The 20,357-nt window shown below is 71.2% G+C and carries 17 protein-coding genes; 13 read left to right on the forward strand and 4 right to left on the reverse strand.

Annotated elements, in window-relative coordinates:
• Positions 1 to 56: 56 nt before the first annotated feature.
• From sucB to ACFWHU_RS06665, 5 genes are all read left to right on the forward strand, one after another.
• The gene (sucB, locus tag ACFWHU_RS06645; RefSeq protein ID WP_387224167.1) at positions 57 to 1,889 is read left to right on the forward strand and encodes a 2-oxoglutarate dehydrogenase, E2 component, dihydrolipoamide succinyltransferase; all 1,833 of its coding nucleotides are present in this window, start codon (positions 57 to 59) and stop codon (positions 1,887 to 1,889) included.
• Positions 1,890 to 2,055: 166 nt separating this feature from the next.
• On the forward strand, positions 2,056 to 2,679 hold the full coding sequence (locus ACFWHU_RS06650; protein ID WP_078077712.1) for a GntR family transcriptional regulator: 624 nt from the start codon (positions 2,056 to 2,058) through the stop codon (positions 2,677 to 2,679).
• A gap of 231 nt (positions 2,680 to 2,910) precedes the next feature.
• Complete coding sequence (gene aceE / locus ACFWHU_RS06655; protein ID WP_387224168.1) at positions 2,911 to 5,592, forward strand: pyruvate dehydrogenase (acetyl-transferring), homodimeric type; 2,682 nt, start codon at positions 2,911 to 2,913, stop codon at positions 5,590 to 5,592.
• Between the two features lie 165 nt (positions 5,593 to 5,757).
• On the forward strand, positions 5,758 to 6,588 hold the full coding sequence (locus ACFWHU_RS06660) for a MerR family transcriptional regulator (RefSeq protein WP_385803104.1): 831 nt from the start codon (positions 5,758 to 5,760) through the stop codon (positions 6,586 to 6,588).
• Positions 6,589 to 6,632: 44 nt separating this feature from the next.
• Positions 6,633 to 7,598 carry a helix-turn-helix transcriptional regulator gene (locus ACFWHU_RS06665; RefSeq protein WP_385803102.1) on the forward strand — a complete coding sequence of 322 codons (966 nt, stop codon included), beginning with the start codon at positions 6,633 to 6,635 and terminating at the stop codon, positions 7,596 to 7,598.
• Here ACFWHU_RS06665 and ACFWHU_RS06670 read toward each other — a convergent pair.
• Positions 7,589 to 8,518, reverse strand: coding sequence for an SDR family oxidoreductase (locus ACFWHU_RS06670; RefSeq protein WP_387224169.1), 930 nt, complete (start codon positions 8,516 to 8,518; stop codon positions 7,589 to 7,591). The two genes, ACFWHU_RS06665 and ACFWHU_RS06670, sit on opposite strands and share 10 nt — an antisense overlap.
• A gap of 149 nt (positions 8,519 to 8,667) precedes the next feature.
• Between ACFWHU_RS06670 and ACFWHU_RS06675 the strand changes: the two genes are divergently transcribed.
• Complete coding sequence (locus tag ACFWHU_RS06675) at positions 8,668 to 9,192, forward strand: DUF4240 domain-containing protein (RefSeq protein ID WP_385803099.1); 525 nt, start codon at positions 8,668 to 8,670, stop codon at positions 9,190 to 9,192.
• 22 nt (positions 9,193 to 9,214) lie between these two features.
• Here the strand turns inward: ACFWHU_RS06675 and ACFWHU_RS06680 are convergent, their stop codons facing one another.
• The gene (locus ACFWHU_RS06680; protein ID WP_385803097.1) at positions 9,215 to 9,709 is read right to left on the reverse strand and encodes a GNAT family N-acetyltransferase; all 495 of its coding nucleotides are present in this window, start codon (positions 9,707 to 9,709) and stop codon (positions 9,215 to 9,217) included.
• 36 nt (positions 9,710 to 9,745) lie between these two features.
• Between ACFWHU_RS06680 and ACFWHU_RS06685 the strand changes: the two genes are divergently transcribed.
• Positions 9,746 to 10,648 carry a TIGR01777 family oxidoreductase gene (locus ACFWHU_RS06685; RefSeq protein ID WP_385803096.1) on the forward strand — a complete coding sequence of 301 codons (903 nt, stop codon included), beginning with the start codon at positions 9,746 to 9,748 and terminating at the stop codon, positions 10,646 to 10,648.
• 458 nt (positions 10,649 to 11,106) lie between these two features.
• Positions 11,107 to 12,495 carry an NAD(P)/FAD-dependent oxidoreductase gene (locus ACFWHU_RS06690; protein WP_387224170.1) on the forward strand — a complete coding sequence of 463 codons (1,389 nt, stop codon included), beginning with the start codon at positions 11,107 to 11,109 and terminating at the stop codon, positions 12,493 to 12,495.
• 30 nt (positions 12,496 to 12,525) lie between these two features.
• Here the strand turns inward: ACFWHU_RS06690 and ACFWHU_RS06695 are convergent, their stop codons facing one another.
• The gene (locus ACFWHU_RS06695) at positions 12,526 to 14,199 is read right to left on the reverse strand and encodes a regulator (protein WP_387224171.1); all 1,674 of its coding nucleotides are present in this window, start codon (positions 14,197 to 14,199) and stop codon (positions 12,526 to 12,528) included.
• A 302-nt stretch (positions 14,200 to 14,501) separates the two neighbouring features.
• Here ACFWHU_RS06695 and lipB point away from each other — a divergent pair, with 302 nt between their 5' ends.
• From lipB to ACFWHU_RS06715, 4 genes are all read left to right on the forward strand, one after another.
• Positions 14,502 to 15,338 (forward strand): lipoyl(octanoyl) transferase LipB, encoded by an 837-nt coding sequence (lipB, locus tag ACFWHU_RS06700; RefSeq protein WP_385803091.1) that lies wholly within the window; start codon positions 14,502 to 14,504, stop codon positions 15,336 to 15,338.
• Between the two features lie 174 nt (positions 15,339 to 15,512).
• Positions 15,513 to 16,478 carry a lipoyl synthase gene (gene lipA / locus ACFWHU_RS06705; protein WP_385803089.1) on the forward strand — a complete coding sequence of 322 codons (966 nt, stop codon included), beginning with the start codon at positions 15,513 to 15,515 and terminating at the stop codon, positions 16,476 to 16,478.
• Positions 16,479 to 16,842: 364 nt separating this feature from the next.
• Complete coding sequence (locus ACFWHU_RS06710; RefSeq protein WP_385803153.1) at positions 16,843 to 17,052, forward strand: hypothetical protein; 210 nt, start codon at positions 16,843 to 16,845, stop codon at positions 17,050 to 17,052.
• A 10-nt stretch (positions 17,053 to 17,062) separates the two neighbouring features.
• Positions 17,063 to 17,761 (forward strand): DUF4191 domain-containing protein, encoded by a 699-nt coding sequence (locus ACFWHU_RS06715; RefSeq protein WP_078077700.1) that lies wholly within the window; start codon positions 17,063 to 17,065, stop codon positions 17,759 to 17,761.
• A 258-nt stretch (positions 17,762 to 18,019) separates the two neighbouring features.
• On the opposite strand, the gene ACFWHU_RS06720 is transcribed toward ACFWHU_RS06715, so the two are convergent.
• Positions 18,020 to 18,484 (reverse strand): RDD family protein, encoded by a 465-nt coding sequence (locus ACFWHU_RS06720; protein ID WP_385803087.1) that lies wholly within the window; start codon positions 18,482 to 18,484, stop codon positions 18,020 to 18,022.
• Between the two features lie 305 nt (positions 18,485 to 18,789).
• Between ACFWHU_RS06720 and glnA the strand changes: the two genes are divergently transcribed.
• Positions 18,790 to 20,199: a type I glutamate--ammonia ligase gene (glnA, locus tag ACFWHU_RS06725; protein ID WP_385803085.1), complete on the forward strand. Its 1,410-nt coding sequence runs from the start codon at positions 18,790 to 18,792 to the stop codon at positions 20,197 to 20,199.
• The last annotated feature ends 158 nt before the right edge of the window (positions 20,200 to 20,357 follow it).

Below are 20,357 nucleotides of genomic sequence, written 5' to 3' on the forward strand. Positions count from 1 at the left end.
TCGCTCGGCGCTCCGCGCAAGCTGGGGAGATCCCACCGTTAGGAGCAACTGAGACCATGGCGGTTTCCGTAACCCTGCCGGCGCTCGGCGAGAGCGTCACCGAGGGCACAGTCACCCGCTGGCTGAAGGCCGAGGGCGAGCGCGTCGAGGCCGACGAGCCGTTGCTGGAGGTCTCCACCGACAAGGTCGACACCGAGATCCCGGCGCCGGCCGCCGGAGTCCTGGCCTCGATCAAGGTCGCCGAGGACGAGACGGTCGAGGTCGGCGCCGAACTCGCCGTGATCGACGACGGTTCGGGCGGCGAGGCCGCCGCCGAGGCGCCGCAGCAGGCCGCGGCTCCGGCCGAGGCCGCGCCCGCGCCGGCGCCCGCTCAGGAGGCTCCGGCGGCACAGGAGGCTCCGGCCGCTCCGTCCACCGAGACCGAGGCCCCGGCGCCCGCGCCGACCGCCGAGGCTTCGGCCGGCGGCGGCTCCGCCGAGGGCACCGACGTCACCCTCCCGGCGCTCGGCGAGAGCGTCACCGAGGGCACCGTCACCCGCTGGCTCAAGGAGGTCGGCGACTCGGTCGAGGCCGACGAGCCGCTGCTGGAGGTCTCCACCGACAAGGTCGACACCGAGATCCCGGCCCCGGTCTCCGGTGTGCTGCTGGAGATCGTCGTCGCCGAGGACGAGACCGCCGAGGTCGGCGGGAAGCTGGCCGTGATCGGCGCCGAAGGTGCCGCTCCGGCGGCTGCCCCGGCACCGGCTCCGGCCGCGCCGAAGCAGGAGGCTCCGAAGCAGGAGGCCCCCGCTCCGGCCGCCCCGGCGCCGGCTCCCGCCGCTCCGGCCCCGGCACCGGCCCCGCAGGCTCCGCCCGCCCCGGCGGCGCCCGCTCCGGCCGCTCAGGCTCCGGCCCCGTCCGCCCCCGCCGCTCCCGCTCCCGCCGCCGCGGCACCTGCCGCCGCTTCGGGTGACGAGGGCGCGTACGTGACTCCGCTCGTGCGCAAGCTCGCCGCCGAGAACGGTGTCGAACTGGCCTCGGTCAAGGGCACCGGCGTCGGTGGCCGCATCCGCAAGCAGGACGTCGTCGCCGCCGCGGAGGCCGCCAAGGCCGCCGCCCAGGCCCCGGCGCCCGCCGCCGCTCCGGCTCCCGCCGCGTCGAAGGCCCCCAAGCTGGAGGTCTCCCCGCTGCGTGGCCAGACGATCAAGATGCCGCGCATGCGCAAGGTCATCGGCGACAACCTGATGAAGGCGCTGCACGGCCAGGCCCAGCTGACGTCGGTCATCGAGGTCGACATCACGAAGCTGATGAGGCTCCGTGCGCAGGCCAAGGAATCCTTCGCCGCCCGTGAGGGCGTGAAGCTGTCCCCGATGCCGTTCTTCGTCAAGGCCGCGGCCCAGGCGCTGAAGGCGTATCCGGTGGTCAACGCCCGTATCAACGAGGCCGAGGGCACCATCACGTACTTCGACTCGGAGAACATCGGCATCGCCGTGGACTCCGAGAAGGGTCTGATGACGCCGGTCATCAAGGGCGCGGGCGACCTGAACCTCGCCGGTATCGCCAAGAAGACCGCCGAGCTGGCGGGCAAGGTCCGCGGCAGCAAGATCACACCGGACGAGCTGTCCGGCGCGACCTTCGCCATCAGCAACACCGGCTCGCGCGGCGCCCTGTTCGACACGATCATCGTGCCCCCGAACCAGGTCGCCATCCTGGGCATCGGCGCGACGGTCCGCCGTCCGGTGGTCATCAACCACCCGGACCTCGGCGAGACGATCGCGGTGCGCGACATGGTCCACGTCGTGCTCTCCTACGACCACCGGCTGGTGGACGGCGCGGACGCCGCCCGCTACCTGACGGCGGTCAAGGGGATCCTGGAAGCGGGCGAGTTCGAGGTCGAGCTGGGTCTGTAGTCAGCATCCGTACGGCACGTCCGTATGTCACGACGGCGCCCCCGCCCGGAGAGATCCGGCCGGGGGCGCCGTCGCGTAAAGGTCTCGTTGTCCCTCAGTCATGATCCCCCTGGCCGCCCGCCCGGGAGAGGTAACCTCGGCCACGGCCACCCGAAGGAGCCCCGTCATGATCCCGCCCGTCGTCCACTCGCTGCGCGAGCAGATCCGCGAGCACATCGTGGAGGGCATCGTCAGCGGACGCTGGAAGCCGGGTGAGCGGATCGTCGAGCGGCGGATCGCGACCGAGCTGGCGGTCAGTCAGACGCCCGTACGTGAGGCGCTGCGCGAGCTGGAGTCGTTGCGGCTGATCGAGTCCGCGCCCAACAAGGGCGTACGCGTGCGGAATCTGACCGCCGCCGATCTCGAGGAGAGCTACCCCGTGCGGGCCGGTCTGGAGCAGATCGCCGCCGAGCTGGCCGCCGAGCGGCTGGCCACCGACACCTCCGCCCTGGAGCCGCACGTGACGGCGCTGTACGAGGCCGACCGGCGGGCCGACGGCACCGCGCAGGTGCGGCACACGGTCGACTTCCACCGCGAGCTGGTGCGCGCCGCCGGTAACAGCGTCCTGCTGCACACCTGGGAGGGGCTCGGCATCGAGGTGTTCACGGCGCTGTCCATCCGCTGGCTCGGCACCGTCCAGAAGTCGTACGCGGAGGAACACCAGGAACTGGTGGAGGCGTTCCGGCGCCGGGATCCGCTCATCGGCGCACTGGTGAAGGACCACGTGCTCGGATGCGCACCGCGCGCCTGATCGGCCGCCCGATTCATACCGCTTTACGGCGTCACCGCGTGCCCCGCCCACCGGCACTGGATGCCAATTTCTGCAGATCATGAAATTTTGCCGTCAACTCTTTGATCGATCATCGATCAGCGACTTACAGTCGTTAGCGGGCTGTACCCCAGCCCTTCGCCCTGTCCTGCCAGACAAGGCTTCTCTCCACTCTCTCTCCACCCCCTCCTGTGTGACCGGAAGGCGGCGACCATGCCCGACCCCGTAGGCAAGCATCCGAGCGAGCTCGACCAGCTCCCGGACCGCGACGCCGAGGAAACCGCCGAGTGGGCGGCCTCACTCGACGCCGTCACCGAGCACGCGGGCCCGCACCGTGCGGCGTACCTGATGCGGCGCACGCTCCAGCACGCCGAGCGCAGCGGGGTTCCCGTGCCCGCTCTGCTGGAGACGGACTATGTGAACACCATCCCGACCCCCGCCGAGCCCGCCTTCGACGGCGACGAGGCGATGGAGACCCGGATCGCCGGCTGGAACCGCTGGAACGCCGCCGCGATGGTCACCCGTGGCTCGCGCCTGGGCGTGGGCGGCCACATCGCCACCTTCGCCTCGGCCGCGTGGCTCTACGAGACGGGCTTCAACCACTTCTTCCGCGGCAAGGAGGGGGACGGTTCGGGCGACCAGCTCTACATCCAGGGCCACGCCTCCCCCGGCATCTACGCCCGCGCGTTCCTCGACGGCCGGCTCACCGAGGAGCACCTCGACAACTTCCGTCAGGAGGCCGGCGGCAAGGGCCTCCCGTCCTACCCGCACCCGCGGCGGCTGCCCTGGCTGTGGGAGTTCCCCACCGTCTCCATGGGCCTCGGCCCGCTCTCCGCGATCTACCAGGCGCGCTTCAACCGCTACCTGACCAACCGCGGGATCAAGGACACCTCCGCCTCCCACGTATGGGCGTTCCTCGGCGACGGCGAGATGGACGAGCCCGAGTCGACGGCGGCACTCGCCCTCGCGGCCCGCGAAGGGCTCGACAACCTCACCTTCGTCATCAACTGCAACCTCCAGCGCCTCGACGGCCCCGTCCGCGCGAACTTCAAGATCGTGCAGGAGCTGGAGTCCCAGTTCCGCGGCGCGGGCTGGAACGTCGTCAAGTCGCTGTGGGGCTCCGCCTGGGACGAGCTGTTCGCGCTCGACACCACGGGCGCCCTCGTACGGCGGCTGCGCGAGGTGCCGGACGCGCAGTTCCAGACGTACGCGACCCGCGACGTGGCGTACATCCGTGAGCACTTCTTCGGCGCCGAGCCCGCGCTCGTCGAGCTGGCGAAGCTGCTGACCGACGCCAGGATCGACGAGTGTTTCCACAGCTCGCGCGGCGGCCACGAGGCCCGCAAGGTGTACGCGGCCTACCGTGCCGCGCTCGCCCACAAGGGCGCGCCGACCGTGGTCCTCGCCCAGACGGTGAAGGGCTACACGCTCGGCACCGGCTTCGAGTCGCGCAACGCCAACCACCAGATGAAGAAGCTCTCCGGCGACCAGTTCCGCACCATGCGGGACCTGCTCGAACTTCCCATCCCCGACTCGAAGTTGAACGACGAGCTGGTGCCGTACGGCCACCCCGGCGCCGACTCCCCCGAAGTCCGCTATCTGCAGGAGCGGCGTGCGGAGCTCGGCGGGCCCGCCCCGGCCCGCCGAGTGCATGCCGTCGCCCTGCCCGAGCCCTCCGAGAAGACGTTCCAGTCCGTCTACAAGGGCTCCGGAAAGCAGTCGGTCGCCACGACCATGGCGTTCGTCCGGCTGGTCAAGGACCTGATGCGGGACAAGGAGACCGGCCGGCGCTGGGTCCCGATCGTCCCCGACGAGGCGCGTACGTTCGGCATGGAGGCGCTGTTCCCGTCGGCGGGCATCTACTCGCCGCTGGGCCAGACGTACGACCCGGTCGACCGCGACCAGATCATGTACTACAAGGAGGCCAAGGACGGCCAGATCCTCAACGAGGGGATCACCGAGGCCGGTTCGATGGCCGACTTCATCGCCGCCGCGACGTCGTACGCGACGCACGGCGAGACGATGATCCCGTTCTACATCTTCTACTCGATGTTCGGCTGGCAGCGCACGGGCGACCAGATGTGGCAGCTCGCCGACCAGCTCGGCAAGGGCTTCATCGTCGGCGCGACGGCCGGCCGTACGACCCTGACGGGCGAGGGCCTCCAGCACGCGGACGGCCACTCGCACCTGCTCGCGGCGACGAACCCCGCCTCGCTCAACTACGACCCGGCGTTCGCGTACGAGATCGCGGTCATCGTCAAGGACGGCCTGCGGCGGATGTACGGCCAGGCCGCCCCGGGCGAGGACTCGGACGTCTTCTACTACCTCACCGTCTACAACGAGCCGATGCCGCAGCCCGCCATGCCCGAGGGCGTGGAGGAGGGCATCGTCAAGGGCCTGTACCGCTTCAAGGAGGGCGTGCCCGCCAAGGCGGACTCGCCGAGGCTCCAGCTGCTCGCCTCCGGCACGGCCATCCACTGGGTCCTCGCGGCCCAGGAACTGCTCGCCGCCGAGTGGGGTGTCACGGCCGACGTCTGGTCGGCGACGTCCTGGGGCGAGCTGCGCAGGGACGCCCTGGAGGCCGACGAGGCGCTGCTGCGGGGCGAACAGCGCACGCCGTACGTGACACAGGCCCTGGACGGGGCGCCGGGCCCGGTGCTGGCCGTCAGCGACTGGATGCGTCAGGTGCCCGACCAGATCAGCCAGTGGGTCGAGCAGGACTACTCCTCGCTCGGTACCGACGGCTTCGGCCTCTCCGACACGCGTGAGGCGGCCCGCCGCCACTTCGGTGTGGACGCGCACTCGATCACGGTCGCGGCGCTGGCGCAGCTCGCGCGGCGCGGCGAGGTGCCCGCGTCGGCGGTCAAGGAGGCGCGGGAGCGCTACGGCCTCTGAACGACGCGTCATCCGTAAGGAAGCGGCTTCCGCCGGCCCTAGTGGCCGGCGGGAGCCGCTTCCTCATGAGGGTCGTTGTGAGGGGCGTTGTGGGGGTCCTTGTGGGGTCACGTCCACGGCATGCTTGACCCTGACACCGTGTGAACCCGTGCAGTAGGGGACGTCATGTTCACCATCGGAGACTTCGCCAGGCACGGCCGTGTGTCGGCCCGCATGCTGCGTCACTACGACGCGATCGGGCTGCTGCGCCCCGCCCGCACCGACCCGTTCAGCGGGTACCGCTACTACACGGCGGCGCAGCTCGCCGAGCTCAACCGGGTCATCGCCCTCAAGGATCTCGGCTTCACGCTCCAGCAGGTGCGGGAGATCCTGGAGGACCGCGTGAGCCCGGACGAGCTGCGCGGGATGCTCACGCTGCGGCGGGCCGAGCTGGAAGCGGCGATGGCGGCGGCCGCCGCCAGGCTGGGCCAGGTCGAGGCGAGGCTCCGGTCGATCGAGAGTGAGGGGCGTATGCCCACCGAGGACGTCGTCGTCAAAAGCATCCCCGCGGTACGGGTGGCCGAACTGTCCGCCGTGGCCGCCAGCTTCGAACCACAGGACATCGGCCCCGTCATCGGCCCTCTGTACGAGGAGCTGTTCCGGCGCCTGGAGGCGGCCGGAGTCGCGGGGACGGGGCCCGGCATCGCCTATTACGAGGACGTGCCGGACGGCGACGGCGCGGTCGTCGTGCACGCCGCTCTCACGGTCCGTGCCGAACCCGACCCCGGCCACGGCTTCCGGATCGTCGACCTGCCACCCGTCGAGCGCGCGGCGACGATCGTGCACCGCGGCCCGATGGACGCGGCGGTCGGCGACATGCTCCGTACCGAACAGATTCTGGCCGCCTGGAAGGACGCGGGCGGCCATGTCTCGGCCGGATACCCGCGCGAGGTCGCTCTCGAATGCCCGCCGGACCGCGAGAAGTGGGTGACGGAGATCCAGGAACCCCTGGCGTAGCACGGTCGGTCCGGGCGCGTCGCGGCGTACAGGACAATGGCTCCATGCGCGCTGCCCGGCTGATCAAGATGGTGCTGCTCCTCCAGGCGCGGCCCTCCATGACCGGGGCCGAGCTGGCACGGGAGCTGGAGGTGTCCGAGCGGACCGTCACACGCGACGCGCTGGCCCTCTCGGAGGCCGGAGTGCCCGTCTACTCGGACCGCGGGCGTTCGGGCGGCTACCGGCTCGTCGGCGGCTACCGCACCCGGCTCACGGGCCTGGCACGCGGCGAGGCGGAGGCCCTGTTCCTGTCCGGGCTGCCGAACGCGCTCCGCGAGATGGGCCTGGAGGACGCGGCGTCCGCCGCCCGGCTGAAGGTGTCGGCGGCGCTGCTGCCCTCCCTGCGGGGCGCGTCGGACTCGGCGGCGCAGCGGTTCCACCTGGACGCGCCCGGCTGGTACAAGGAGCCGGAGACGCCGGAGCTGCTGCCGGCCGTCGCCGAGGCCGTGTGGGACGACCGCACCGTCGTGGCCCGCTACCGGCGCCAGGACACCGAGGTGGAGCGGGAGTTGGCACCGTACGGACTCGTGCTCAAGGCGGGCGTCTGGTATCTCTGCGCCCGCGTCGACACGTCCTTCCGGGTCTACCGGATCGACCGCTTCACGGAGATCACGCTCTCGGACGAGCGCTTCGAACGGGACGAGTCCTTCGACCTGCCCGCGTTCTGGGACGAGCGGGCCGCGCAGTTCACCCGGTCGATCCTCCGTACGGAGGTGGTGCTGCGGCTCTCCCCGGAGGGGCTGCGCCAGCTGCCGTATCTGACCGACCGGGCCTCGGCCCAGGAGGCGGTGGAGGCGGCCGGCCCGCCGGACGACGAAGGCTGGACGACCCTCACGCTTCCGGTGGAGTCTGCCGACGTGGCGTTCTCCCAGCTCTTCGCCTTCGGCCCGGAGCTGGAGGTGGTGGAGCCGGCGGAGCTGCGCGCCCGCTTCGCCGACTCCGCCGACCGCACGGCGCGTCTCTACCGGTAGCCGTCCATGGGGACCTCCGTGCCGGGCGCCGCCGCCTCGGCCGCCATGTACGCCCATACGTCCGGCCTGCTGCCGTCCGCGTCCGTGACGCCGTACTCCTTCGCCAACTGCCCGCTGGAGAGCGCCTGTCCCGCCCAGCGGTCCCGCTCCGGGTCGGCGGCGAGCGCCGCGATGCCCCGGCCCACGTAGACGGGCGTCTCCGAGAGCGCGAAGTGCCGGTGGACCTTGATTCCGTCCCGCCAGTTCTCCTCGGTGATGCCGAAGCCGTCGAGCATCTCCTCGGAGCGCATGAAGCCGGGGGTGACCGCGACCGCCGTGCCGCCCACGCTCCTCAACTCCTCGGCCAGCAGGTAGGCCATCCGGATCGGGGCGTTCTTGGCGAGGTCGTAGTAGAGGTTGTTGCGCGGCGTCCTGTTCGACTCGGCCGTTCCGTCGGTGACCTCGACGACCAGCCCGCCCGGGTGCCGTACCAGCAGCGGCAGCGCGACGGAGCTGGTGATCAGATGGGTCTTCACCCCCAGATCGAGCATCCGCAGGCCGCGCTCCAGATCGAGTTCCCACACCGGCGTGTCGAAGTCCAGGAGCTTGTTCCCGCCCCACACGTCGTTGACCAGCACATCCAGCCGGCCCTGCTCCCGGTCGATCCGCTCGACCAGCGCCCGTACCCGCTCGATCTCCAGATGGTCGGTCGGTACGGCGATGCCCTCGCCGCCCGCGCGGGTGACCAGCTCGGCGGTCTCCTCGATGGTCTCCGTGGACCGCCCCACCTCACTGACCTTCTCCCGTGTGGTGCGCCCCGTCACGTACACCGTCGCCCCGGCGGCGCCGAGCTCCACGGCGATCGCGCGGCCCGCGCCCCGGGTGGCCCCGGCGACCAGTGCGATCTTTCCTGTCAGTGGCTTGTCGTGGTTGTCGGTCATGGGCCGGCTCCCTCTCTGTCGATCTCTCCCGGTGATCGTTCCACGGAAAGGAGACATCTTCTGTCCGGCTTCATCGCCGCGCGCGGCGGAGATCCCCCGCATTCCGCACTCCGCGTGCGCCGCCCCGCGCCAAGCATGATGCTGTACCCGTGACCGACGAGACGGAGTTCTGGGAGATCATCGACGCCACGCGCGAGGCGGCCGGTGGCGACCCCGACGAGCACGCCGATCTCCTCGTGGAGCGGTTGCTCCAACTGGACCCCGACTCGGTCCTGGACTTCGCCCGGCACTTCGAGACCCGCTACAACCGCGCGTACCACTGGGACCTGTGGGCGGCCGCCGCGATCCTGCTCGGCGGCGCGAGCGACGACGCGTTCGACTACTTCCGCTGCTGGCTCATCGGCCAGGGCCGGGAGATCTTCGAGGGCGCCGTGCACGAGCCGGACAGCCTCGCCGAACTCATCGGCGAGTTCGACGAGGAGATCGACGGCGACGGCGAGGAGCTGGGGTACGCGGCCGACGAGGCGTACGAGCAGCTCACCGGCGCCGTCGCGCCCGATCTGGGGGTCGCCCCGCAGGCCCCGGAGCCCGAGGGCGCACCCGTCGACTTCGAGGACTCTCAGGCGCTCGCCGACCGGCTGCCCCGCCTCTGGGAGCGGTTCGGCGTCGACTGACCGTCGCGCCGCTGTTCCACCGTCAGGCGTCCAGCGAACGCCCCATGAGCACGTCGTCGACATAACCGCGGTCGAGGAAGAACTCCCCCGGCAGTACGCCCTCCACCACGAACCCCTCCGACTCGTAGAGCGCGCGCGCCGGTTCGTTGTGCCCGAGCACGCGCAGCGTCATACGCACCGCGCCGTCGGCACGCGCCCGCTCCATCGCCGCCCGCAGCAGCAGCCGCGCCACACCCCGGCCGCGCGCCCACTCGTGCACGGCGAGCCCCTGGATCTGCCGGACGTGCGCGTTGCAGGCCAGCGGGGTGGGCGCCACCAGCCGGAGATAGCCGGCGATCCGGCCGTCGGCCTCGGCGACCAGATAGTCGCCGGGGCGGTGCCGCGTGTCGAAGAACGGCTCGAACGGCGGCTCCTGCCTGGGCGTCACCGCGTGCAGAAACGACCAGGTGTCGTGGTCGAGGCGGCTCAGGGCGTCGTCGTCCGAGGGGAGAGCGCCACGTATGTGCGGTTCCGGCATGGCACCAACTGTCCCACGTGGGCGGGTGCGGGCAGGATGGGTTTCATGAGGATCGCGATCACCGGCTCCAACGGGCTCATCGGCACGGCGCTCACGCGCTCCCTGCGAGCGGACGGGCACGAGGTGGTCCGCCTGGTCCGGCACCCCTCCCGGGCGGGCGACGAGGTCGAGTGGGACCCGTCCCGCCAGTACGTCGACGTGAGCGGGCTGTACGGCTGCGAGGCCGTCGTCCATCTCGCGGGCGCGGGGGTCGCGGACCACCGGTGGACCGACGCGTACAAGAAGGAGATCAAGGACAGCCGCGTCCTCGGTACGGCGGCGATCGCGGAGGCGGTCGCGTCCCTCGACACCCCACCGAAGGTCCTGGTGTGCGGGTCGGCCATCGGCTTCTACGGCGACACGGGCGACCGCCCGGTGGACGAGTCGGCGCCGCCCGGCGAGGGGTTCCTGCCCTCCGTGTGCGTCGAGTGGGAGGACGCCGCGTCCGCCGCGTCGGACGCAGGCGTACGGACGGTGTTCGCCCGCACGGGGCTCGTCGTGGCCCGCGAGGGCGGCGCGTGGGGCCGGCTGTTCCCCATCTTCCGGGCGGGGCTGGGGGGCCGGCTGGGCGACGGACGGCAGTACTGGAGCTTCATCTCCCTTCACGACCATGTGGCGGCGCTGCGGCATCTGATCGACACGCGGACCCTGTCGGGGCCGGTGAACCTCACCGCCCCCGAACCGGTGACGAACCGCGAGGTCACGGCGGCGATGGGCCGCGTACTGCGCCGGCCGACGCTCTTCGCGGTGCCGTCGGTGGCGCTGAAGGTGGCGCTGGGTGAGTTCTCGGAGGACGTACTGGGGAGCCAACGGGTGCTGCCGGGGCGGCTGCTGGAGTCGGGCTTCACGTTCGCGTTCCCAAAGATCGACGAGTCGATCCTGGCGGCGTTGCGGGTCTAGTGGCGGCGGGTTGTGGCCTCAATCGCCGGCCGGGCTCGGTTGGTGCGGGCCGGGGGCCGGGGCGGGGGCCTGTGCCGGTGTCGTGACGGTGCGAGGGGGGCGGGGTCGCAGGAGGGGGGTGTTCGGACACTCAGGCTGATTTGTGGCGCGTGAACAAGCCGGGTCATCGGGTCCAACGAACCTTGCACGCGCCGTAAATCACGCCGTCCGGACACACCCCTCCGGAGACCCCGAACCCCGACCACGACAACGAACCCGCAACCGCCCCACCCCCGGAGGGCCCCCGCACCCCGCCGGACGGCAATCCGTGCGCCCCACACGCACCCGTGCTGCCCCCACTGCGCGACTGCGAACGGCCGGTTCCCTTCCTAGTCTCGAGCCGCACTCGGGTATTCCCTGAGTGGGGCCGGGGCATCAGCCCAGGACCGCACAGCCGCGCCGACCTCCGGGAGGGGCCCGTGCTCAGCACCGAACATCACGCGGACGTCGTCATCATTGGCGCCGGAATCGCCGGCCTGTCGGCAGCTCACCAGCTGACCCGCGCGGGCGTAACAGTCACCGTCCTGGAAGCCGCCCCTTACATCGGCGGCAGGATGGCCACCGAGAACCTGGACGGCTTCCGGCTCGACCGCATCGGCCAGTTGCTCAACACCTCGTACCCGGAGCTGATCCGCACCCCGGCGCTCCGCAACGCCTCCTTACGGACGTTCTCGCCGGGCGTGCTCGTCCACAGCGAGGGCCGGCGCCACCGCGCGGGCGTCACCGTCACAGCGGGGAGCGCACGGGGCGCACTCACCGCCGCACGCGCCCTGGCAAGCGCCCCACGCACCAGGGCCGTAATGAGCCGCGTCCAGGGGGCCAGGGCCGCCACCCGTCCGGGCTCCCGCCCCCCGCTGGGCAACGCGCTCGACCAGGCCCGTCTCCACGCGGCCCTCGGCCGCCTCGCGACCACCCCGGTGACCCGGCTGCTGGCCCGCCCCGAACGCCCCGCGCTCGCCGCGCTGTCCGCGCGCGGACTCCCCGCGCGGACCGTCGACGGCTTCGTACGCCCGCTGCTGTCCGCACTGCTCTGCGACCCGGACCTCACCACGTCGAGCCGCTGCGCCGACCTGGCTCTGCGCAGCTTCGCCCGGGGCCGGCTGTGCGTCCCCGAGGGCGGCGCCGCCGCCCTGCCGGAGCTGCTGGCGGCCACGCTGCCGCCCGGCACGGTGCGGACGGGCGTGTGCGTGACGGACGCGTCGATCAGCTCCGTCGGTACGAAGGAGCACGGCGAGATCACCTGCCGCTCACTGCTCGTGGCGACGGGCGCCCGCGCCGCCGCCGAACTGCTGCCGGGCCTGCGGGTGCCGGGCTTCCATCCCGTGACGGTCCTTCACCACACGGCCCCCACGCCCCCGATGACCGATCCGGCTCTGCTCCTGGACGGGGACCGGCGCGGCGGCCCGGTGGCGCACACGACGGTCATGAGCGCGGTGGACCCGTCGCGCGCCCCGGCCGGCCGGACGCTGATCTCCTCGACGGTGCTCGGGCTCCGTACGCCGCCCCCCGAGGCGGAACTCGACGGCGCTGTCCGCGCCCATCTGGCCACGCTGTACGGCGCGTCGACCGCCGACTGGGAGCTGCTGGCCGTCCAGCACGACCCGGAGGCGGTCCCCGCCATGCCGCCGCCGCACGATCTGCGCCGTCAGGTGCGGCTGCTGTCGGGGCTGTACGTATGCGGGGACCACCGCGACACCAGCACCGTCCAGGGCGCGCTCTCCTCGGGCCGCAGGGCCGCGTACGCGATCCTGGACGACCTGGGCGTGCGCCCGGACCAAGGGACGGTCCAGATCCCGACAGCGGCGTAGCGGGCCCGTGGCGCCCCTCCTGGCCGCCGCTCAGCCGAACGCCGCGATCCGGTCGCGGTAGGTGCGCACGGCCGCCGCGTCCCGGTAGGGCTCCAGTCGCCGCTCGAAGTCCCGTACGTAGTCCACCGCACGTGCCGACCGGATCTCCGTCGCCTGCTGCGCCGCTTCCGCACCCAGCGCGCACGCCTGGTCCAGTTCGCCGAGTCCCAGCCGGGCGGAGGCGAGCACCACCCGGCAGAAGAGCCTGCTGCGCGCGAACCCTGGCGCCCGTAACTGAAGTGAGCGCTCCGCGTGCTGGACGGCCGCGCGGTACTGCTGGAGATCGCGGTAGCTGTGCCCGAACTCGTCGGCGAGCTGCCCTTCGTCGAAGGATCGCGCCCAGTGCGGCACCTCGTCGCCGGGCCGGGCCGACTCCAGGGCGCGCTCGGCCCGTACGAGCGAGGCGGTGCAGGCCCGCGGCTCGCCCAGCACGGCGTGCCCGCGCGCCTCGACGGAGTGCAGCAGCGACTGCACCACGGGCGGCGCGGCCGAGCCGACGCCCTGTTGGGCGACGCGGGCGAGCTGGACCGCCTCCCGGCCGTGTCCGAGGTAGACGGCCTGGCGGCTCATGGTGATCAGGACGAAGGAGCCGTACGCCCGGTCGCCCGCCGCCTGGGACAGCCGCAGCGCCTGCACGAAGTAGCGCTGCGCGAGCCCGTGCGCGGCGATGTCGTACGAGGTCCAGCCGGCCAGTCTGGTCAGGTCGGCCGCGGCGGCGAACAGCCGGCGCCCGGTGGTCTCGCCGTACACACCGCGGAGCATCGGCTCGCACTCGTGCTCCAGGTACCGGACGAGCGCCTGCCGGGCGTGGCCGCCGCCGTACGCCTGGTCGAGCGTGCGGAAGAGTTCGCTGACGGAGCGCAGGGCCGCGATGTCGCCACCGCCGACCCGCTGTCCGGCGACGCGGTCCGTCTGCCGGGCCGGCGGGACACCGGCGGGGACGGCGGCGGACTGACGGGGCACGGTGGCGCGGCCCTGGGCGGGCACCCGGACGCCCGCGGCGTCCGCCGCGCGGCTCGTACCGCCGCCACCGCCGTCCGCGCCTCCGCCTCCGTAGGAGCGCGTGCCGTACGGCGGCGTCCCCGGCCCCGCGCCCGTGGCGCCGGCGAGCTGATGACCGGTGGGCTGTCCCGGCACCTGCGCCGCCCCTCGGCCGGTCCCGTGTCCGGGCATCCGGGCCGGTCCGGCGGCCGTCGTCGCGGCCGAACCGTCGTGTCCGACCCGTTCGTCCGCGCGGCCGATCAGCCAGTCGCGGCTCGGCACGACGAGCCCCGCCGGGGTGAACGCGATCTTGCGCAGCTCCGCATGGCTCCCCGAGTCCTTGCGCCAGAGTCCGCCGACGATGTCGACGGCTTCCTCGGGGGTCGCGGCGAATTCCAGCCCGGCGTAAACGGGCGCGCAGGCGTCCAGACCCAGGTCCTGGGCGGAGAGCCGCCGGCCGAGCCGGCGGGTGAAGACCTCGGCGATCAGTGCGGGTGTGGTGCCACGCGGCTGCTGGCCGCGCAGCCAGCGGGTCACGGACGTTTTGTCGTACCGCAGGTCGAGGCCGTGTTCGAGCCCGAGCTGGTCCACCCGGCGGGCGAGACCTGCGTTGGAGAAACCGGCTTCTGCGATGAGTGCGGCGAGCTGGCGGTTGGGGATGCGCTGCGGAGGTCGTTCCGACATCAGCTGTACGGTCTCCTGCCTTCCGGGCCCCGGGAGCAGCCCTCATGGAACGGCGCGAATTTAGCGGTCACAGCTGCCCGCACCGTCACGTTCGTCCCACATTCATCCGATCGTGTGAGGATTGCGGCCTTGGCTGACGAGCCGCGTATACGGGCCCGGTACGGCCCTCGGAGCCCTTCGGGCCTGCCGGATCGCTCCGGAGGGCGCGGTCGTACAGTGGCTGGGGCGCGACACGTGCACCGTGCCCGGTTGTCATGGGGACACCCCCCGGATCCCGGGCACAGAGCGAGGGAGGCAATGCCGTGAGTGAGCTGCGGTTCGTCCATCTGGGCTTCGGCGGCGACGCCGTCGAATACCGGGAGGCGTGGCAGAAGCAGCGCGAGGTCCACGCGGCCCGCTTCGCGGACGAGATCCCCGACACCTGCCTGCTGCTCGAACATCCGCCCGTCTACACGGCGGGGCGGCGTACGGAGGACAGTGAGCGCCCCCTGGACGGCACTCCTGTCGTGGACGTCGACCGCGGCGGCAAGATCACCTGGCACGGTCCCGGCCAGCTCGTGGGCTATCCGATCCTGAAGCTGCCGCGTCCCGTGGACGTGGTGGCGCACGTACGCCGTCTTGAGGAGGCGCTGATCCGTACGGCGACCGACTTCGGCGTGGCGACGACCCGGGTGGAGGGCCGCAGCGGCGTATGGGTGCTCGGCGATCCGGTGGAGGAGCGCCGGTCCGTGGGCGGTCTGTCGCTGGACTTCGATCCCCGCGTGAACGACGGGGAGTTCGACCCCCGTCTGAACGGCCCCGAGTACGCCCCGTCCAACGCGGGCCAGCGCCGCGAGGACCGCAAGCTCGCCCAGATCGGCATCCGCGTCGCCAAGGGCGTGACGATGCACGGCTTCTCGCTGAACGTGAACCCGGACAACACCTGGTTCGACAGGATCGTGCCGTGCGGGATCCGGGACGCGGGCGTGACGTCGCTGTCGTACGAACTGGGCCACGACCTCACCGTCGCGGAGGTGCTTCCCGTGGTGGAGCACCATCTGCGGGACGTACTGGAGCACGCGGAGCCGAAACCCCGCGACGCCGAGGCCGAAGCCCGGGCGCAGGCCCCGGCCCAGGCCGTCGAGCCGGCGCGCGCCTGATCCCGGTGGCCACCAGGGCGCGCGGTCGCGCCCGGAGGGGGAATGCCCTTCACCGGCCACCGGTTGTCCCTGTGCCATGCGACGCCATGGCCACGTAGTACCAAGCAATCAACGGGCGTACTCTGGTCTTCGCCGAAGATTCGAATGCCGCGCCAGCAGAGAGAGGTGCCGGACGTGTCCGCTGTCGCACCCGACGGACGCAAGATGCTGCGCCTGGAGGTCCGGAACAGCCAGACCCCCATCGAGCGCAAGCCCGAGTGGATCAAGACCCGGGCGAAGATGGGGCCCGAGTACACCGCGATGCAGAAGCTCGTGAAGAGCGAGGGTCTGCACACCGTGTGCCAGGAGGCCGGCTGTCCCAACATCTACGAGTGCTGGGAGGACCGTGAGGCGACCTTCCTCATCGGCGGCGACCAGTGCACGCGGCGTTGCGACTTCTGCCAGATCGACACGGGCAAGCCCGAGGCGCTGGACCGCGACGAGCCGCGCCGGGTCGGCGAGTCCGTCGTCACGATGGACCTGAACTACGCCACGATCACCGGCGTCGCGCGCGACGACCTGGAGGACGGCGGCGCGTGGCTGTACGCGGAGACCGTGCGCCAGATCCACGCGCAGACCGCGCAGCGCCAGGCGGGCGGTACGAAGGTCGAGCTCCTCATCCCCGACTTCAACGCGGAGGCCGACGCGCTCGCCGAGGTCTTCTCCTCGCGCCCCGAGGTGCTCGCGCACAACGTCGAGACGGTGCCGCGGATCTTCAAGCGGATCCGTCCCGGCTTCCGTTACGAGCGCTCCCTCGACGTCATCACCCAGGCCCGCGAGGCCGGTCTGATCACGAAGTCGAATCTGATCCTCGGCATGGGCGAGACCCGCGAAGAGGTAAGCGACGCGCTGCGGGATCTGCACGACGCGGGCTGCGAGCTCATCACCATCACGCAGTATCTGCGGCCCTCCGCGCGCCATCACCCCGTCGAACGCTGGGTGAAGCCGCACGAGTTCGTGGAGCTGAAGGACGAGGCCGACGCGATCGGCTACTCCGGCGTGATGTCGGGGCCGCTGGTCCGCTCCTCGTACCGCGCGGGACGGCTGTTCCAGCAGGCGATGGAGCGCCGGGGCACGGAGTCCGTGCGCCAGACGGTGTGAACCGGGCGGCTTCCGCCCACTCGCCCGGCGCGCCCGCCGTGTGAATCCGAGCACAAGCGACTACTCAACAGTAACGGCCGCACCGCCGCGGCCCGTACGCTCCCCGCAGGTCGGGGACCGCGTACGGGCCGCGGCGCTGTTCGGCGGTACGGCTTCGGGCATTCACGGCCGTTTGACCGCTTGGTCACGCACTGGTAACACCGGTGGGTAACCCTCAGTACTACGCACCGCGCACACCGGCTCCCGTACCGGACCTCGCACCGGTCCCGGCACCGGGCCCGAACCACTCCCGCACCGCCACTCGCACTCGTTCCTAGGGGGAACAGCCACCATGCAGGCCGCGCCGGTACGACCCGTCACCCAGGTGATGGCGGCAGCCACCCGCCCCACCGCCCTGCCCTCCGTCTCCAACGCCCTGCGCGCCGTGGAGTCACTCCTCCTCAGCAGCGGCCAGCGCACGGCCCGCAGGAACGCCTGGACGGCCGTCCTCGAGGACCGCCGCAGGGCCAAGGACCGGGTCGAGGCGCAGCACGTACTGGAGGCCGTGTCGGGCCGCACTTCCCGGGCCACGTAAACTTCCGTTCATGGCGAGGAAGGAAAACGCAGACACTGCTGCGGAAACTGGGCGACTGAAGCAGATCGCTCTTACCTACAAGATGACCCGACGGGCCGACAAGAAGGTCGGTCTCGTCGTCGCGGGTGTGGGAATCGTCACCTTCGGTGTCTTCCTCGCGATCGGCTTTCTGGTCGGTCACCCCATTTATCTGGGCATTCTGGGCTTCATTCTGGCCTTCCTCGCGATGGCGATCGTCTTCGGACGCCGCGCCGAGCGTGCTGCCTTCGGGCAGATGGAGGGCCAGCCGGGAGCGGCGGCGGCCGTGCTGGAGAACGTGGGCCGCGGCTGGTCCACCACCCCGGCGGTCGCGATGAACCGCAGCCAGGATGTGATCCACCGCGCGGTCGGCAAGGCCGGCATCGTGCTGGTGGCGGAGGGCAATCCGAACCGGCTCAAGGGCCTGCTGGCGGCCGAGAAGAAGAAGATGGCGCGCATCGTCATCGATGTACCGGTGCACGACATCATCGTCGGCGACGGCGAGGGTCAGGTGCCGCTGAAGAAGGTCCGTACGACGATGCTCAAGCTGCCTCGGGTGCTCTCCGGCCCGCAGGTGACGGCGGCCAACGACCGGTTGCGGGCGATGGGCGACCTGATGAGCAACATGCCGCTGCCGAAGGGCCCGATGCCGAAGGGCATGCGGATGCCGCGCGGCGGAAAGATGCGCTGACCGGATTCTCCGGTCTTCGGACACATGTGAGGGCGGCGCGGAACGCGAGTTCCCGCCGCCCTCTCCTATGTTCCGACCTTCGAGAAAGCGCGGGGGCTAGGGCCTGTCGTTTGGATCAGGCCGGATCAGGGAGTGGGGTCTGGTGCGTGCGGTCGCAAGGCGGAGGAGGGAGACAACGCGGAGCGTTGGCGACCGACGACAACGCGGCGGGCGTGCGTGCCAGGGACCGCGAGCCCGGCAAGATCCGAATGACAGGCCCTAGATCCGTACCTGTACGGCGCGGCCGAGCCGGTCGTGCAGCCCGCGTCCGTCCCGGTCCCAGATGAGGGCCGGTACGGCGAGGCACAGCAGCACGCTGCGGACCACGGCCCACCCGAAGCCGAGCCGGTCGCGGCCCTCGGAGACGACCCGCAGCCCGAAGAGCCGCTTGCCGATCGTGGAGCCGACCGTCCCGACGGTCAGGATGTTCATGAGGAGGAGAACGCCGATCGCGTAGTTGCTCGCCGACTGCGGGCTGTCGGCGAGGAGCCCGTACGCGATCAGCAGGCACAGCGCCCAGTCGACGAAGAGCGCACCGAAGCGCCGCCCGATAGGGGCGGCGGAACCGGGGCCTTCCTTCGGCAGCCCGAGGCGCTCGCCCCGGTACCCGAAGTCCGCACCCATCTCCTCGGCCGCCGCACGCGGTCCGGAGAGCCACGATCCGATTGCTTCCCTGTTGTCCACCAGAACACGGTACTGCGCGGGCGTCCGCGTACGGGGTCCAGGGGTACGGGACGGGCCACGGGGTAGCGGAGGGACACGAGACGGATCGCGCGCCGGGCCACCCACCGCGCCGGTCGTTTCCGGCCGCGGTGGCCTGTCTGTGGAACGGCACACACCCAGGCCGGTTAACTTCGGCGAAACAAACGGGTCATGCCTGAGAAATCCCGCCTACCTATGGTCGGGTCCTGCGTGTGCCACCGCACTGGCCGCACGACCAGTAGCGATAAACCCCCGCCCCTCCCCGGGACGGGAGGAGGAGGAGCTGGATGTTCCAGAACGCCGACGAGGCCAAGAAGTTCATCGCGGACGAGGACGTGAAATTCGTAGACGTCCGCTTCTGCGACCTGCCTGGCGTGATGCAGCACTTCACGATCCCGGCGAAGGCGTTCGACCCGGCGGACGAGCTGGCTTTCGACGGCTCGTCGATCCGCGGTTTCCAGGCCATCCACGAGTCGGACATGGCGCTTCGCGCGGACCTGTCGACCGCTCGGGTGGACCCTTTCCGTCGCGACAAGACGGTGAACATCAACTTCTTCATCCACGACCCGATCACGGGTGAGCAGTACAGCCGCGACCCGCGCAACATCGCCAAGAAGGCCGAGGCGTACCTGGCCTCCACCGGCATCGCGGACACCGCGTACTTCGGCCCGGAGGCCGAGTTCTACGTCTTCGACAGCGTGCGCTTCAACACGACGTCGAACGAGAGCTTCTACCACATCGACTCCGAGGCCGGCGCCTGGAACACGGGCTCGACCGAGGACAACCGCGGCTACAAGGTCCGTTACAAGGGCGGCTACTTCCCGGCCCCGCCGGTCGACCACTTCGCCGACCTGCGCGCGGAGATCTCCCTGGAGCTGGACGCCGTCGGCCTCCAGGTCGAGCGCCAGCACCACGAGGTCGGCACCGCCGGCCAGGCCGAGATCAACTACAAGTTCAACACGCTGCTGGCCGCGGCGGACGACCTGATGCTCTTCAAGTACATCGTGAAGAACGTCGCCTGGCGCAACAACAAGACCGCGACCTTCATGCCCAAGCCGATCTTCGGTGACAACGGCTCCGGCATGCACGTCCACCAGTCCCTGTGGACCGGCGGCGACCCGCTCTTCTACGACGAGCAGGGTTACGCGGGCCTGTCGGACACCGCCCGCTACTACATCGGCGGCATCCTCAAGCACGCGCCGTCGCTGCTGGCGTTCACGAACCCGACGGTGAACTCGTACCACCGCCTGGTCCCCGGCTTCGAGGCCCCGGTCAACCTGGTCTACTCGCAGCGCAACCGCTCGGCCGCGATGCGCATCCCGATCACGGGCTCCAACCCGAAGGCCAAGCGCGTCGAATTCCGCGCCCCGGACCCGTCGTCCAACCCGTACCTGGCCTTCTCGGCGCTGCTCCTCGCGGGCCTCGACGGCATCAAGAACAAGATCGAGCCGGCGGAGCCGATCGACAAGGACCTCTACGAGCTGGCCCCGGAGGAGCACGCGGGCGTGGCCCAGGTCCCGACCTCGCTCCCGGCGGTACTGGAGGCCCTGGAGGCCGACAACGAGTACCTCCAGGCGGGCGGCGTGTTCACGTCGGACCTGATCGAGACGTGGATCGACTACAAGCGCACCAACGAAATCGCCCCGATCCAACTCCGCCCGCACCCGCACGAGTTCGAGCTGTACTTCGACATCTAGGAAGGCCGCAGGTCAGAGCGGGTTTCCGCTCGCCTGGGCCGTCTGTGGGCCGTCGGCCGTGTTCCTCACTCACTGAGGAACGCGGCCGACGGCCCTTTTTTGGAGCATCCTCGCGCCTCGCTGGAGCATGTGACAGCTGAAGTCGCTCTCACGCGGTC

The organism is Streptomyces sp. NPDC060366 (assembly GCF_042725135.1).
Taxonomy (GTDB): Bacteria; Actinomycetota; Actinomycetes; order Streptomycetales; family Streptomycetaceae; genus Streptomyces.